Source organism: uncultured Clostridium sp., assembly GCF_963515715.1.
Taxonomy (GTDB): domain Bacteria; phylum Bacillota; class Clostridia; order Clostridiales; family Clostridiaceae; genus Clostridium_AW.
Genome location: NZ_CAUPZS010000009.1, coordinates 71,721 through 86,286, shown reverse-complemented (window position 1 = coordinate 86,286; position 14,566 = coordinate 71,721). Strand labels below are relative to the sequence as shown.

General features: G+C 31.3%; 16 protein-coding genes. All 16 read right to left on the bottom strand.

Going from position 1 to position 14,566, the window contains the following annotated elements; all coding sequences use genetic code 11:
- Positions 1 to 43: 43 nt before the first annotated feature.
- Positions 44 to 904, bottom strand: a complete 861-nt coding sequence (secF, locus tag RYO54_RS08715; RefSeq protein ID WP_315117616.1) for a protein translocase subunit SecF — start codon at positions 902 to 904, stop codon at positions 44 to 46.
- Between the two features lies 1 nt (position 905).
- Positions 906 to 2,171: a protein translocase subunit SecD gene (secD, locus tag RYO54_RS08710; protein WP_315117613.1), complete on the bottom strand. Its 1,266-nt coding sequence runs from the start codon at positions 2,169 to 2,171 to the stop codon at positions 906 to 908.
- Positions 2,172 to 2,313: 142 nt separating this feature from the next.
- Positions 2,314 to 3,678, bottom strand: a complete 1,365-nt coding sequence (gene scfB, locus RYO54_RS08705) for a thioether cross-link-forming SCIFF peptide maturase (RefSeq protein WP_315117610.1) — start codon at positions 3,676 to 3,678, stop codon at positions 2,314 to 2,316.
- A 64-nt stretch (positions 3,679 to 3,742) separates the two neighbouring features.
- On the bottom strand, positions 3,743 to 3,880 hold the full coding sequence (scfA, locus tag RYO54_RS08700; protein ID WP_216440072.1) for a six-cysteine ranthipeptide SCIFF: 138 nt from the start codon (positions 3,878 to 3,880) through the stop codon (positions 3,743 to 3,745).
- Positions 3,881 to 3,954: 74 nt separating this feature from the next.
- Complete coding sequence (locus RYO54_RS08695; RefSeq protein WP_315117606.1) at positions 3,955 to 4,320, bottom strand: TIGR04086 family membrane protein; 366 nt, start codon at positions 4,318 to 4,320, stop codon at positions 3,955 to 3,957.
- A gap of 62 nt (positions 4,321 to 4,382) precedes the next feature.
- Positions 4,383 to 4,790, bottom strand: a complete 408-nt coding sequence (yajC, locus tag RYO54_RS08690; RefSeq protein ID WP_399549252.1) for a preprotein translocase subunit YajC — start codon at positions 4,788 to 4,790, stop codon at positions 4,383 to 4,385.
- 60 nt (positions 4,791 to 4,850) lie between these two features.
- A complete protein-coding gene (gene tgt, locus RYO54_RS08685) occupies positions 4,851 to 5,981 on the bottom strand; it encodes a tRNA guanosine(34) transglycosylase Tgt (RefSeq protein ID WP_315117603.1) in 1,131 nt (376 codons plus the stop codon).
- A 25-nt stretch (positions 5,982 to 6,006) separates the two neighbouring features.
- Positions 6,007 to 7,032 (bottom strand): tRNA preQ1(34) S-adenosylmethionine ribosyltransferase-isomerase QueA, encoded by a 1,026-nt coding sequence (gene queA / locus RYO54_RS08680; protein WP_315117600.1) that lies wholly within the window; start codon positions 7,030 to 7,032, stop codon positions 6,007 to 6,009.
- Between the two features lies 1 nt (position 7,033).
- Positions 7,034 to 8,074: a Holliday junction branch migration DNA helicase RuvB gene (gene ruvB, locus RYO54_RS08675; protein ID WP_315117598.1), complete on the bottom strand. Its 1,041-nt coding sequence runs from the start codon at positions 8,072 to 8,074 to the stop codon at positions 7,034 to 7,036.
- Between the two features lie 13 nt (positions 8,075 to 8,087).
- A complete protein-coding gene (gene ruvA, locus RYO54_RS08670; protein ID WP_315117595.1) occupies positions 8,088 to 8,684 on the bottom strand; it encodes a Holliday junction branch migration protein RuvA in 597 nt (198 codons plus the stop codon).
- 103 nt (positions 8,685 to 8,787) lie between these two features.
- Positions 8,788 to 9,393, bottom strand: a complete 606-nt coding sequence (locus RYO54_RS08665; protein ID WP_315117592.1) for a hypothetical protein — start codon at positions 9,391 to 9,393, stop codon at positions 8,788 to 8,790.
- A gap of 154 nt (positions 9,394 to 9,547) precedes the next feature.
- Complete coding sequence (locus RYO54_RS08660) at positions 9,548 to 10,288, bottom strand: YebC/PmpR family DNA-binding transcriptional regulator (protein WP_315117591.1); 741 nt, start codon at positions 10,286 to 10,288, stop codon at positions 9,548 to 9,550.
- 138 nt (positions 10,289 to 10,426) lie between these two features.
- Positions 10,427 to 11,080, bottom strand: a complete 654-nt coding sequence (locus RYO54_RS08655; protein WP_315117588.1) for a YigZ family protein — start codon at positions 11,078 to 11,080, stop codon at positions 10,427 to 10,429.
- Position 11,081: 1 nt separating this feature from the next.
- Positions 11,082 to 11,753: a HEAT repeat domain-containing protein gene (locus RYO54_RS08650; protein ID WP_315117585.1), complete on the bottom strand. Its 672-nt coding sequence runs from the start codon at positions 11,751 to 11,753 to the stop codon at positions 11,082 to 11,084.
- Between the two features lie 16 nt (positions 11,754 to 11,769).
- A complete protein-coding gene (locus tag RYO54_RS08645) occupies positions 11,770 to 13,173 on the bottom strand; it encodes a PLP-dependent aminotransferase family protein (RefSeq protein ID WP_315117582.1) in 1,404 nt (467 codons plus the stop codon).
- Positions 13,174 to 13,299: 126 nt separating this feature from the next.
- Entirely contained in the window at positions 13,300 to 14,553 is a 1,254-nt protein-coding gene (gene purD, locus RYO54_RS08640; RefSeq protein WP_315117580.1) for a phosphoribosylamine--glycine ligase, read from the bottom strand.
- Positions 14,554 to 14,566: the final 13 nt, after the last annotated feature.

Here is a 14,566-nt window from a genome sequence, read left to right as displayed (position 1 = left end):
TTGTTTTGTCATAAAAACGCTTTTTATTTTTTCTTAACGCTTTTTATTTCTTATTTTTGAAATACACCCACAAAGGGCTAGCTATAAATATTGAAGAATATCCTCCGGCAATTATTCCGATAATAAGAGGAATTGCGAAATCCCTTACGGAAGGAACATATATACCTACTGCTGCTATGGTTATTAAAGTAGTTAAGCTTGTATTTATAGATCTAGTCAAGGTTTGAGAAATGCTCACATTAGCCAATTCTCCATCGGTTACCTTTCTCATCCTCTTGCTATTCTCCCTTATTCTATCAAATACAACTATTGTATCATTAATTGAATATCCTACTATAGTTAATATGGCAGCTATAAAGCTGCTATTTATAGGTATTTGTAATATAGTATATACGGAAAGTGTTATGAGCACATCATGAACTAGTGCAGCTATTGCCGCTATTCCAAATTTAAATTCAAATCTAATTCCTATATATATTAACATTCCAATATTAGCTATAATTAATGCTAAAATAGCCTTTCTTCTTAATTCCTTGCCAATTGAAGCTCCTATAGTCTGCTGAGAAAAATCCTTATCTTCAAGATTATACTTTTCTTTTATCTCTTTAAACATAGGTTCAATTTGATTTGCTTCTAAAGAGTTACTTCTAATTTCTAAGTGTACTTCTCCAGAAGTAGTGGTAGCAGAGTTTGTTGTATAATCCTTTGCGTGTTTCCCTATTATTTTTTCTACTTCTTCCTTATTGTACTCACTTTTCATATTTATCTGAATTAGAGTACCACCTTTAAAGTCAATGCCATAATTTAAACCATTTTTAATTCCAAAAAACAATCCTGTAAGCATTATAACAAGGGATATAGCAAACCATATTTTTGTTTTCTCAATTATCTTCAATGATTTCATATTACTCTACCCTCCTCTTTACACCAAAAGCTGCTAAACTATTAAGTATACCCATCTCTACAGCTAATTTTAGTAAAAATCTTGTTACTATTATAGCTGTAAGCATACTTAATACTGTTCCAGTTATTAATGTGAGGGCAAATCCTTTTACTGGTCCTGAACCAAGGTTATATAAAACTACTCCTGCAATTATAGTAGTTATATTAGAATCCATAATTGAAGATAGAGCTCTATGGAATCCTGATTCTACTGAACTTCTTACTGATTTACCTGTATATAATTCTTCTTTTATTCTTTCAAATATTAATATATTAGCATCTACTGCCATACCTATGGTTAATAAAAATCCAGCTATTCCTGATAAAGTTAATGTAGCCTTCATCGAAATAAAGGTTAACAGTACTAAAATTATATAGAAAACTAGGGCAATGTTGGCAATAAGTCCTGGAACTCTATAAAATAATAGCATAAATATCATTACTAAACTTATTCCCACAGCACCAGCCTTGAAGCTAAGTGGAAGAGCATTAGCTCCTAAGGTAGCTCCTACAGTTTTTACTTCTACAGCCTTAACAACTACTGGTAATGCACCAGATTTAATTATACCTGCCTGTCTTTTCGCTTCTTCAAGAGATTTACTTCCTGAAATTATACCCTTTCCATTGGCTATAACATCATTTACTACTGGATTAGTTAAAAGTTCCTCATCCATATAGATTGCTATTTGCTGTCCTATAAACTTTTTAGTTGCTTCAGCAAATTTTTTAGTTCCTTCATCAGTAAACTCTAGACTTACTATTGGCTGATTATTATTAGGATCAATTTGAGCTACTGCATTTTTAACATCTTTACCTGTAAGTATTACTTCTTCGTCAGGTCCTACGAATTTTAATTCACCTGTTTTACCAACGGTATCTATTACTTCCTTAGCATTATAAACGCCTGGTATTTCTATTCTAATTCTTTTTTGTCCTTCTCTTTGTACTACAGTTTCACTAACTCCTAATTTATTAACTCTCAGAGATATAAGTTCAATAGTTCTATCTATAGTGGCACTATCTACTTTTTCCTCTTGTATTTCCTCAGTTAGTGACACACCTCCTTGAAGGTCCAATCCCTTTTTTATACTTTCATCAAAGGATTTAACCCTATATCCAGTTCCAAATACATTTTCTATTCCAAAGAAACCAGCATAAGCTAAAGATCCTATTATAAACACTGATAAGATGAATAGGACTGTACTCTTTAAGGCTTTATTACCTTTCATATTTATCCCCCTTCTTTTGTTAATTATATATAAGTCATTATTTCTTTAACTCATAAGGAAACCACATACACAAATTATATAACCATTGTAAAAAATAGTCAATATAAGCTGGTGCATTACCAGCCTATATTGATACTTTCTACTATTGTTCTGTCAATTGTGATTTTAAAGCTATAGCACATTCTATTCTCTTTTTTTGCATTTCACAACCTAATTTATATGGTATTAATATATCTTTATTAAAATTATAGTTATTAGCTTGGCATCCTCCACTACAGTAGAATCTTGCCCAACACTCCATACAGGATGGCTTAAAGTATATATTACCTTGTTTAAATTGTTTTTCTATCGCTTTATTTAAATCACTCTCAAAAACATTTCCCATCTTAAATTCATCATTTCCAACAAATTGATGACAAGGATATATATCTCCTGAAGGGGTTATGGCAACATATTCATGACCAGCACCGCATCCTGATATTCTTTTATAAACACAAGGTCCTCCTTGAAGGTCTACGTTAAAGTGATAGAACTTAAATGAGTTCCCTTCTTTATGTCTCTTAACCATTTCTTTGTAGATCTTGTCATATTGTTCAAATATTTTAGGCAAGTCCTCTTCTCTTAAAGAAAGAGGATGATTTTCTTCTAATACAACTGGTTCTACAGATACCTCATCAAATCCTTCATTAACTAAATGTAATATATCTTCATAGAAATCTGTATTCTTTCTAGTAAAGGTTCCTCTTGCATAATACTGCTTTCCTTTACCTCTCATTTCCACCATCTTCTTTATTTTAGGTAGAATTGTATCGTAGCATCCACTACCGTCAACTCTAGTTCTAACTCCATCATTAACTTCTTTTCTACCATCTATACTTAAAACTATGTTACCCATATTTTTATCTAAATAATTCATAACTTCCTCTGTCAACAAAACACCATTGGTAGTCATAGTAAATCTAATAACTTTATTATGAATCTTCTCTTGTTCTTTTGCATATTCCACTATTTCTTTAATAGTGTTAAATGCCATCAACGGCTCTCCTCCGAAAAGATCTACTTCTATATTCTTTCTTGGTCCTGAGTTCTTTATTACGAAATCTATTGCCCTCTTTCCTACTTCTGGAGACATGAGTTCTCTTTTACCTTTATATTCTCCTTCATCTGCGAAACAATATTTACATCTTAAATTACAATCGTGGGCAATATTTAAACACAAAGCCTTTATAAAAGATTCCCCTTCTCCTGCTTTCATACCTATATCTTCATATAAGTCTTTTGAGTAAAGCATATTTTCATTTATAAGAATTTCTAATTCTTCATAGGCTTCTAGTATGTCTTTTTCATCATATTTGCCTTGGAATTTATTTAAAACATCTTCTTTTTTTCTTAATCCTTCTTCACCAACTATTTCATAAACCAATGCATCAACTATATGCACTGCTCCTGAGTTTACATCTAAAATGTAGTACTCTCCATCTTGAATAAATTTATGTATAAATGACAAATTATTTCCTCCTAACCCGTTTTGGCTAAATTTAAAGCAGTAACCTCAAGTTACTGCTTTTATATTAATTTTCGCAAGCTAGATTCGCAACCGTACATGAAGTTTTACATGCTGACTGACATGAGTTAGCACATTCCTTACATCCTGGCTTCTTTAAGCTATCCTTTATGTTTGTCTTATTTATAGTTTTTATATGTTTCATATAAACTCCTCCATTCCTAAATAGCATATTTCCGTTTGATTATATCATAAAAAGATTAGGAAATAAAGTAAATATCAAATATTTATACCTAGCATACCCGATAATGCCCCTACTCCTAAAGCTAGTAAAAACCTCATTATCATTCTATTATCTACCGCTAAATTGTTTCCTGCTATTATCGATACAACGTATATTATCAGCATGTACAATGTGGCTATAATTACTCCAGTTAACCACCCTTTTTTATTAATCTTTCGTACGGCATAAACAGTTCCATACATAATACTAAGTATAGTTGTAATTAGATAAAATACGCTATTTGTTTTATCGGTTAAATCTACAAAAGTCATTACAATAGCATATATAAGCATAAAGATTACTGTCAAAATAGTACTTCTTAAAATTCCATCCCCTATTGGTAAAAAACTACTTTTTTCCATATAGAAAACACCTCCCATCTACTAGAATTTATGTAGAAATGAGGTGTTTTATGATAAGAAATTTAATTTTCCTTATATTCTACAGATTCATTTTCTTCTGCTATATCTTCTTTCTTATCTTCCTTTTTATCTTCTTTTTTGTCTTCATGAGCAAGCTCGCTGCTATTCAATATTGATAGTATGCCGTTTTTATCAAGCTTAATCCTGGCTCTACTAGGTCCAGTCTCTAAAATAATAAATGTATCTTGGATATTTATAACTTTTCCTAATATACCACCCTTTGTAATAATTTCATCATTCACCTTTACTGATTCTAGCATGCCTTTATACTTTTTCTTTCTTCTACTTTCTGGTATGTACACAATTATGTAAAAAAACAACATCATCATTATAAGGGATAAAATTAATGTTGATGGTCCTCCTGCTGTAGGAACTCCAGCCACTGTGATTAAATTTTCAAGTGTTAACATATATTCACCTCCCCTCACAATATAAGTGTATAATCCTTTTTATTTGATGTAAAGCTTTTTCTAAGATTTTCCATTCCACTCTGCTAATTTGCTTTCCTTATATTGAGAGAAATAATTACCGTCTATAGCATCTCTTATTTCTTGCATCATATTATTGTAGAAATACAAGTTATGAAGAACGCATAATCTCATAGCCAACATTTCCTTTGCCTTAAACAAATGTCTTATATACGCTCTAGAATAATGCTGACATGCAGGACACTTACATCCTTCATCTATTGGATTAGAATCTAACTCATATTTTACATTCATTAAATTTATTTTTCCATTCTTAGTAAATACATGACCATGTCTTCCATTTCTTGCTGGAAGGACACAATCAAAAAAGTCTACCCCTCTATCCACGGCTTCTAAAATATTACTAGGTGTGCCTACTCCCATGAGATAAATTGGTTTATCCTGTGGTAAATATTCTACTACTGTTTCTATGGTATTATACATTTCTTCATGAGTTTCCCCTACAGCGAGTCCTCCTATGGCATATCCGTCTAAATCCATTTTCACTATTTCTTTTGCATGAGCTATTCTAATATCTTTAAATGTTGCCCCTTGGTTAATCCCAAAAAGCATTTGTTGTTTATTTATGGTATCTTCTAAAGAGTTCACCCTATCCATTTCTTTTTTACATCTTTCAAGCCATCTAGTTGTTCTTTCTACAGATTTTTCAACATACTCCTTTGTTGATGGAATTGGTATACACTCATCAAAAGCCATAGCTATAGTGGAAGCTATATTGCTTTGTATTTGCATACTTTCTTCTGGCCCCATAAATATTTTTCTTCCATCTATATGTGAATTAAAATATACTCCTTCTTCTTTAATCTTTCTCATACCAGCTAAAGAAAAAACTTGGAATCCACCTGAATCTGTTAAAATTGGTCTATCCCAATTCATAAATTTATGTAATCCACCCATTTTCTTTATTACTTTGTCACCAGGTCTTAAATGAAGATGATAAGTATTGGATAACTCAACTTGACACCCTATTTCTTTTAAATCCATGGATGATACTGCACCTTTTATAACCCCAAGTGTTCCTACATTCATAAACACAGGTGTTTGAATTGTGCCGTGAGGTGTTTTAAATTCACCTCTTCTTGCATTACCGCATTTCTTTATTAATTTGTACATATCAATTCTCCTTCTGAAGTAAAATTTACTTGATTAACATGGCGTCTCCAAAACTAAAAAATCTATATTCTTCTTTAACTGCTGTATTGTATGCATTCAATATTTTTTCCCTATCACACAAAGCGCTAACTAACATTAATAGAGTTGATTGAGGAAGGTGAAAATTTGTTATTAATCCATCTATAATTTTAAATTTATATCCTGGATATATGAAAATATCCGTCCATCCTGATGATTCTTTTACTCTTCCATTGTTATCACCTATGGTTTCTAAAGTTCTACAGGAAGTAGTGCCTACGGCTATAACCTTTTTTCCCATTTCCTTTGTTTTGTTGATAACTTCTGCACTTTCTTTTGAAAGAGTATAGTATTCTGAGTGCATAATATGATCTGTTATGTCTTCAGCTTTTACAGGTCTAAATGTTCCCAGCCCTACATGAAGAGTTAAAAATACTAAATTTATGCCCTTACTTTTAATTTCCTTTAATAATTCTTCAGTGAAATGCAATCCAGCCGTTGGAGCTGCTGCTGATCCAGTTTCTTTAGAGTATACTGTTTGGTATTGTTCCTTATCTTCTAGCTTCTCTTTTATATATGGAGGCAATGGCATCTGCCCCAATCTATCTAATACGGCTTCAAATACACCTTCATATTCAAATTTAACTATTCTACTTCCTTCTTCTCCTAAACCTATTACTTCAGCTTTTAGTTCACCATTGCCAAAAGTAAATCTACTTCCTACTTTTGCTCTTTTGCCAGGTTTAACTAAAGTTTCCCAACTATCTTTATCTACTCTTTTTAGCAGTAAAAATTCCATTTTTCCGCCACTATCCTCTTTTTCACCGATAAGTCTAGCTGGAAGTACTCTAGTATCATTTAAAACTAGACAATCGCCAGTTTCTAAATAGTCTATAACATCTTTAAATATTTTATGCTCAATTTCTTCATTACTTTTATCTATTATCATTAACTTTGCTTCATCTCTTTTTTCTATGGGAACCTGCGCTATCAATTCCTCCGGTAAATAGTAGTCAAAATCTGTTACTTTCATGTTACCACTCCTTTATATCTATCGAGCATTGTTCAATTTCATTCTTTGTTCTTCTTTTTTTATTAAAATGTTCATATGCTTTATCTGTAGCTATCCTTCCTCGAGGAGTTCTAATAACAAATCCTTTTTGAAGTAAATAAGGTTCGTATACATCCTGTATTGTATCCAACTCTTCTCCTATAAAATAAGCAAGGGTTTCTACTCCAACAGGTCCCCCTTCAAAATTATCTATAATTGCGTTTAGAATTTTATTATCTATACTATCAAATCCTTCTTTATCAATTTCAAATAATTCTAAAGCCTCCTTAGCTGAAGTATAGTCAATTACTCCATTTCCCTTAACTTGACAATAATCTCTTACTCTTTTTAATATTCTATTTGCTATTCTTGGGGTTCCTCTTGAGCTTCTTGCAAGTTCAAAAGCAGAGTCCTCTTCAATTTTAACATTTAGAATTCCAGCAGATCTAATAATTATTTCTTTTAGCTCCTCTTCTTCATAGAATTCCATAGGGCACAATACACCAAATCTATCTCTAAGCGGGGAGGTAAGCATACCTACCCTGGTTGTAGCACCTATTAAAGTAAATTGCGGTAGATCTAACCTTATGGATTTAGCAGAAGCTCCTTTACCTATTACAATATCCAAAGCATAATCTTCCATGGCTGGATAAAGAATTTCTTCTACTGATCTGTTTAATCTATGTATTTCATCAATAAACAACACATCATAGTCGTTCAAGCTAGTAAGTATAGCTGCTAAATCCCCTGCCCTCTCAATGGCTGGTCCTGATGTTATTTTTAAATTACCACCCATCTCTTCAGCTATTATATTAGCCAATGTGGTTTTTCCGAGTCCCGGTGGACCATGTAATAGAACATGGTCTAATGCCTCTTCCCTTCCTTGCGCCGCCTTTATAAATATATCCAACTTTTCTTTTACTTTTCTTTGTCCAATATATTCTCTTAACTTTTTAGGTCTTAAGCTAAATTCTATTTCATTGTCCTCCTTTATATTTAAAGGGGTAACAAATCTATTATCCATTTTATCGCTCCTCTCAACTCATTAAAAATCTTAAACATTCTTTAATTACATCTTCTAATGGAGCATTTTTACTCACAGAATCTAGTGCTTTATTTCCTTCCTTTTCTGAATAACCTAAAGCCATCAAAGCAGCTAAGGCTTCAGTAAATACATCTATTTCAGTAGTATCTTCTTCAAAATCATTTTCTTCTTTTGATGTAAAGTGTTCCACTTTCAATTTATCTTTTAACTCTAAAATAATTCTTTGAGCAGTCTTTTTACCTATGCCTGGAGCTTTAGTCAAGGTCTTTTCATCACCAATAAAAATAGCATATTTCAATTTATATGTACTAGTTATGGACAGCAATGATAGGGATGCTTTTACCCCAACTCCATTTATAGTCAATAGTAAGTTAAACATATCCCTTTCTTCTTTAGAATGAAAACCATAGAGCCCTATAAAGTCTTCTCTAACAATTTGCTGCAAATATAATATTATCTCTTCATCTGTCTTAGGAGTTTTTGATAAAGTATTGCCTGATGTAAATATTTTATAGCCTATGCCACCATTTTCTACAATTATATAATCTTTATTCATACCTCTAAAAATGCCTTTAATATATTCGTACACTAATTTCAGCCCCTTAAGATTTAAATTATCAATTTCTACTTTATCATTTAAATAAGTTTATTTCAAGAATAAGAGGGGGCTAACAAAAAAAACTCGAGGACTATTATTCATAATCCTCGAGGCGTGATAGTGCTTCTTCTCTAGTGTTACATTGAAAATATTCGCTCCCTTTTGTCAACAACACTATATCTTGCTCTTTTAAGTTATCTATTTTTTTATCTGTTATATCTTTTTCTTCATTTTCTATGTACATTTCTCCATTACTGTCTGTCCTAAATATTGCTAGGTAGTCACCTTTTATTCCAAGCACATATTTATTTGGAGAATACTTATCTACTTCTTTTACCATGACAATTTTATTCTCTGCAATATCAGTTAACTTATATTCATCCTTAAACTTTTCTTCTAATTCACCTTTAGTTTTTACATCTAGGTTACTTACTTTATCTACTCTAGATATTAATGTGTCTCCACTCTTTTTATATCTAATTTTAAATACAACTGAGCTATTAGAAGATATACTTTCATTATCTTTATTTTGAGTATAACCCTCTTGAATTTGATTATTTACCTGTATTCTATTGTCATCTACATCTTTATTTTTCTCTCTAAACATTTGGATGGCAATATAGTAACTTAATGAGAATACAATTATCGACACCATAACAATCAACATTACATATAATTTTTTACTTTTTCTAATATCCATAATATCCCTCCTAAGAAGGATTATTGACATAAGTTAATAATTTTATACAAAACATTAATATATTATAAAAATTAATAATATATTTAGTTTCAAAATAAAAACACCTCTAAATGTATATTTATCCATACATTTAGAAGTGCTATGTATCTCATTCTTATCCTTCAAATTCATCAGGGAAATCAGCATTGTGGTAAACATCTTGAACATCATCGTCATCTTCAAGTTTATCTACAAGCTTTTGTATAGTTTCTGATTCTTCTATAGATAATGAAACTGTTGTATCTGGAATCATTGTAAGCTCTGCAGATATGAACTCAAAGCCCATTTTTTCTAAAGCTTCCCTTACAGTTCCGAAATCTTCAACAGAAGTAATTATTTCAAATACTTCTTCAGATGGTTGGAAATCTTCAGCTCCAGCTTCTATTGCTGCCATCATTATTTCTTCTTCATCCATTTCTTCTTTTCTTTCAATAACTATCTGTCCTTTTTGTTGGAACATCCAACCTACGCATCCATTAGCACCTAAGTTTCCCCCAAATTTAGTGAATGCTGGTCTAACATTACCCGCTGTTCTATTTTTATTATCTGTTAGAGCAGAAACTATTACTGCAACCCCAAAAGGACCATATCCTTCATAAACTATTTCTTCATAGTTTACATTTTCTAGTTCTCCCGCTCCTTTTTTAATTGCTCTCATCACAGTATCTTGAGGCATATTATTAGCCTTTGCTTTTGCAATAACATCTCTTAATTTACTATTAGTTTCGGGATTAGAACCACCACTTTGGGCTGCGATAGCTAATTCCTTACCTATTTTAGTAAATATTTTCCCTCTTTTAGCATCTGCCTTACCTTTTTTAGCTTGTATATTATGCCACTTAGAGTGTCCTGACATTTATATCTCCTCCTTAAATACCTTAAAATCTTTATAAAAATAAAAATTGCATGGAAATTTTATAGAATGAAGAGTTAAAAACTGCCTCGCAATTTTCCTAATTTCCGAAAATATTATATCATATAGCCTTATATAAACTCAAATTTTTTCTTCCTCATATAATCTATTTTCTATCTTAAAGTAATATCCTTCTTTATCTTTTGCGAAATCACATTTTCCTGAAGTGACTTGGATTATCTCTTTCTTTATTCTTTCCATTAAATCTTCTACGCATAAAATAATTATTTCAACTCTATCGGTGTATATAGTATCCTCCATATGCCAATTATTTTGGCCACATAAATATTGAACTTTTCCTAATAAATCGTAATCTATATAAATATGTAAAGCGGCTCCTTCCACTCTTTCTACTACACCAGCCTCTTTAATTGCTTGAGCTGCACCTTTACTATAAGCCCTAACCAAACCACCTTTTCCTAAAAGTATTCCTCCAAAATATCTTGTTACTACTATGGCTGTATTAGTTATTCCATTTTTCTTTATTACATCTAAAACTGGAATTCCTGCTGTACCCTGTGGTTCTCCATCATCACTATATCTTTGAATACCCATATTTTCTCCTATTATATAAGCGTAAACATTATGGGTAGCCTGATTGTGCTCACTTTTTATTTTATCAACAAAGGCTTTAGCTTCTTCTTCCTTATAAACTCTTTTTGCGTGACCAATGAATACTGACTTTTTTTCTTCAAATTCAGAGCTTACTTGGTCTTTTATAGTTAAGTATCCCATTTTATACCCCCTGTCCATTAGAATTTAGTTCCTCCATATATCTCAAGGCAGCTCTTTTTATGTATTCCTTTGATGTATTTACTAATATATTATTAATTTTATCATATGCTTTCTCACTCTTTATTTTAATCAATCCATTTATAGCATATAAAACTACTTGAGGATTGTCATCATCTAAGGCTCTCATTAGAGGTAACTCTAGCCTTTTATCTCCAATTTTACCCATGGCTGATATGGCCATTCTTCTTACATTAACAAATTTATGAACTGAGCTTTTTAACAATATATCATCACAGCTAGTTTCCTTTAACTCACCAATTATCCAAATAGCTGTTTCTTTCTCCTTTGGATACATTTCTACATAGTTGTTTTTTATATAGCTTATTAGCTTACTTTTCATTTCTTCCTCTAGGGAGTTAATTATTTCTAGCTTATCCCCTTTTCCTGCCCTTGATATATTTTTTAATAGTTCTTCTTCATTTTCACTTTTAGCCAATATACCATATTTTATTTTACCTTCTACAATATGCTTTTTAGCAGTTTCTTTATTTATATTCCTAATTTTACATATGGCATCTAAAGTCTTACCCTCCACAAATAAAAAATAAGTAATCTCCTCTTCAGAATATTCTTCTACCTTTTCCCATTGTATATTTATTAATCCCTTATTCAAAATAACCTCTCCTATATTAATATTCTTCAAATATATTTTTGATGATTTGTAAGCCATTTTCTATAGCAGGAAGGTCTGTTTGCGAAAAGCTAACTCTAAAATATCCTTTTCCTTCTTCAGGGTTTTTGTAAAATATTATACCTGGTGTTATTAATACTCCCTGTTCTTGACACTTATAAAATAAATCCATACTGTTAATAAATTCATCCTTTATCTTTATATAAAAATGCAATCCTCCTCCTGGTAAAATAAAGCTTATATGCTCATGAAGAGAATTTAACACATTTTTCATGTAGAAATATCTTTTTTCATATACTTCATTTAACTTTTTTATATGTCCCTTCCACATGCCTTCTTTTATGTACATATCTAAAACTCTTTGCATTAAACTAGATGTGGCAATATCTGTGTTTACTTTTGAATTCTGTATACTTTCTTTAAATACATTAGGGCTTATAAGATATCCTAGTCTTATTCCAGGAAGAAATATTTTTGAAAAACTTTTTATATATATCACTCTATCATTAGTATCTATACTTTTAAAACTTATATATTCATCATCATTATATATTAACTCTGATAAATAATCATCTTCTATAATATAAAAGTCATATATTTCAGCCATATTTAAAAGCCTTCTCTTTTTTTGGATGCTATAACTAATACCCGTTGGATTTTGAAAATAGCTCATTAAGTATACGCATTTTACCTTGTTCTTTTTTAATATTTTTTCTAATTGGTCTAAGTCCATGCCATCTTCTCTCAAATCTATTTCAATAACATTAGTTCTTCTCCATTTAAATACTGTCAAAGCACCACCATAAGTAGGCTTTTCCACTACTACATTATCATTTACATTTAACAATGCCTTTGATACTATATCTATACCCTGTTGAGCTCCTGAAACAATTAAAATATTATCCTTGCCTACAGTGTTATTCCAGAAATACTTGTCTATACTCTCTCTTAATCCTTCATATCCAAGTGCCTCTTGATAAACTAAGGCATCTGTCCCATCCCTTTCTAATACCTTATTAATTACATCTTTAAATGAGGATACTGAAAACATATCACTGCTTGCTGCCTCTCCTGAAAAATCTATATAACTTTTAGATTTTTCACCACTTATTTTTCTCACAACTTTGCTGTATCTTTTTTTAAAGTTTACAGATGTTTCTTTTCTTTTCGCATAGGTCCCGCTCCCTATCTTTTGTACAGCATATCCTTCATTTTCTAGCTTATTATAAGCACTAACTATAGTTACATTATTAACCTTTAGAAGGCTTGCAAGGCTTCTTATTGCTGGTAGTTTTTCTCCATCTTTTATTTTATTATCATCTATTAGTTTTTTTATATGTTGTGCAATTTTTTTGTACTTAGCAATTTCAATCCCCTCTAAATCTATTGAATACTTTTCCATAACACTAACCCCTATCCAAGTTAAATCTTATATTAATTATACACTATATTTTATATTATAATCTTTTTTACCTTCCTAAAAAATGAAAATGCGCGCTAACTCATCCATTAGCGCGCATTGGAGCATTTAGATCTCTCCTATATCTTTTCTACAGTAAGCTCCTTTGAAATTAACTTTCTGTATATTTGAATATACTTTTTCCCTAGCCTCTTGGAGGCTCTTTCCTAAAGAGGTTACATTTACAACCCTTCCTCCAGAGGTAACTAGTTTTCCATCTTTTAATGTAGCTCCTGCAATAAAATTTTTAATCTCATTATTTTTACATTCTTCTATGTTAATTGGGAAACCAGTTTCATATTCACCAGGGTACCCCTCTGATACTAGAGTAACACAACAAGAACTTAAATCTTCCCACTCTATGTTAAAGCCATCTAATTTCTTATCAAGAGCCTCTTCTATTAAATCTATTAAATCACTTTTCATGAGAGGTAGAACTGCTTGAGTTTCTGGATCTCCCATTCTCATATTGTATTCTAGTAAATATACTCCTTTTTCGTTTATCATTAAACCAAAAAATATAATACCAGAAAAATCGAAATTCTCTCCCTTTATTCCCTTTAGGGTAGGTTCCATTATTTCTTTTCTAAACTTTTCTAAGACTTCCTCAGTACAATAAGGATTTGGAGCTATAACTCCCATACCACCTGTATTAGGTCCTTTTTCTCCATCAAAAATCTTTTTATGATCCTTTGCAGATATAAAAGGTACAATACTTTCTCCATCGGTTATTGATAATATGGATGCCTCAACCCCTTGAAGAAATTCTTCTATTACTACAGTTTTCCCTGAGCCTTTAAATATATCATCTAATATAAAAGCATTTATTGTATCTTCTGCTTCTTTTTTATTATTAGCAATTACAACTCCTTTTCCAGAAGCTAATCCATCTGCTTTAATCACCACAGGATAATCACAGTTATTTAAATAAGTTATAGCACCTTTTGCTTCATTAAATACTGCATAGCCTGGAGTTTTTACACCATACTTTTTCATAAAATCCTTTGCAAAGGATTTGCTTCCCTCTAATTTAGCTGCCTCCTTAGAAGGACCAAATATTTTAAGTCCATTATTCTTAAACTCATCTACTATTCCTTCACACAAAAATACCTCTGGCCCAACTATAGTCAAGTCTATATTTTCTTTTAATCCAAAGTTTACTAGTTCATCTATTTTGCTCAAGGGTATGTTTTCACATTTACTTTCTAAAGCCGTTCCGCCATTTCCAGGAGCACAATATATTTTTTCTACAGAAGGATTTTGTGAAACCTTCCAAGCTATAGCATGTTCCCTTCCTCCAGAACCAATTACTAATATCTTCATTTTGTTATCCACT

Bases quoted from the DNA above. Each gene is read 5' to 3' on its own strand.
- secF (WP_315117616.1), bottom strand. From the start codon at position 904: ATGAAATCATTGAAGATAATTGAGAAAACAAAAATATGGTTTGCTATA.
- secD (WP_315117613.1), bottom strand. From the start codon at position 2,171: ATGAAAGGTAATAAAGCCTTAAAGAGTACAGTCCTATTCATCTTATCA.
- scfA (WP_216440072.1), bottom strand. From the start codon at position 3,880: ATGAAACATATAAAAACTATAAATAAGACAAACATAAAGGATAGCTTA.
- RYO54_RS08695 (WP_315117606.1), bottom strand. From the start codon at position 4,320: ATGGAAAAAAGTAGTTTTTTACCAATAGGGGATGGAATTTTAAGAAGT.
- yajC (WP_399549252.1), bottom strand. From the start codon at position 4,790: ATGTTAACACTTGAAAATTTAATCACAGTGGCTGGAGTTCCTACAGCA.
- tgt (WP_315117603.1), bottom strand. From the start codon at position 5,981: ATGTACAAATTAATAAAGAAATGCGGTAATGCAAGAAGAGGTGAATTT.
- queA (WP_315117600.1), bottom strand. From the start codon at position 7,032: ATGAAAGTAACAGATTTTGACTACTATTTACCGGAGGAATTGATAGCG.
- ruvB (WP_315117598.1), bottom strand. From the start codon at position 8,074: ATGGATAATAGATTTGTTACCCCTTTAAATATAAAGGAGGACAATGAA.
- RYO54_RS08665 (WP_315117592.1), bottom strand. From the start codon at position 9,393: ATGGATATTAGAAAAAGTAAAAAATTATATGTAATGTTGATTGTTATG.
- RYO54_RS08660 (WP_315117591.1), bottom strand. From the start codon at position 10,288: ATGTCAGGACACTCTAAGTGGCATAATATACAAGCTAAAAAAGGTAAG.
- RYO54_RS08655 (WP_315117588.1), bottom strand. From the start codon at position 11,080: ATGGGATACTTAACTATAAAAGACCAAGTAAGCTCTGAATTTGAAGAA.
- RYO54_RS08645 (WP_315117582.1), bottom strand. From the start codon at position 13,173: ATGGAAAAGTATTCAATAGATTTAGAGGGGATTGAAATTGCTAAGTAC.
- purD (WP_315117580.1), bottom strand. From the start codon at position 14,553: ATGAAGATATTAGTAATTGGTTCTGGAGGAAGGGAACATGCTATAGCT.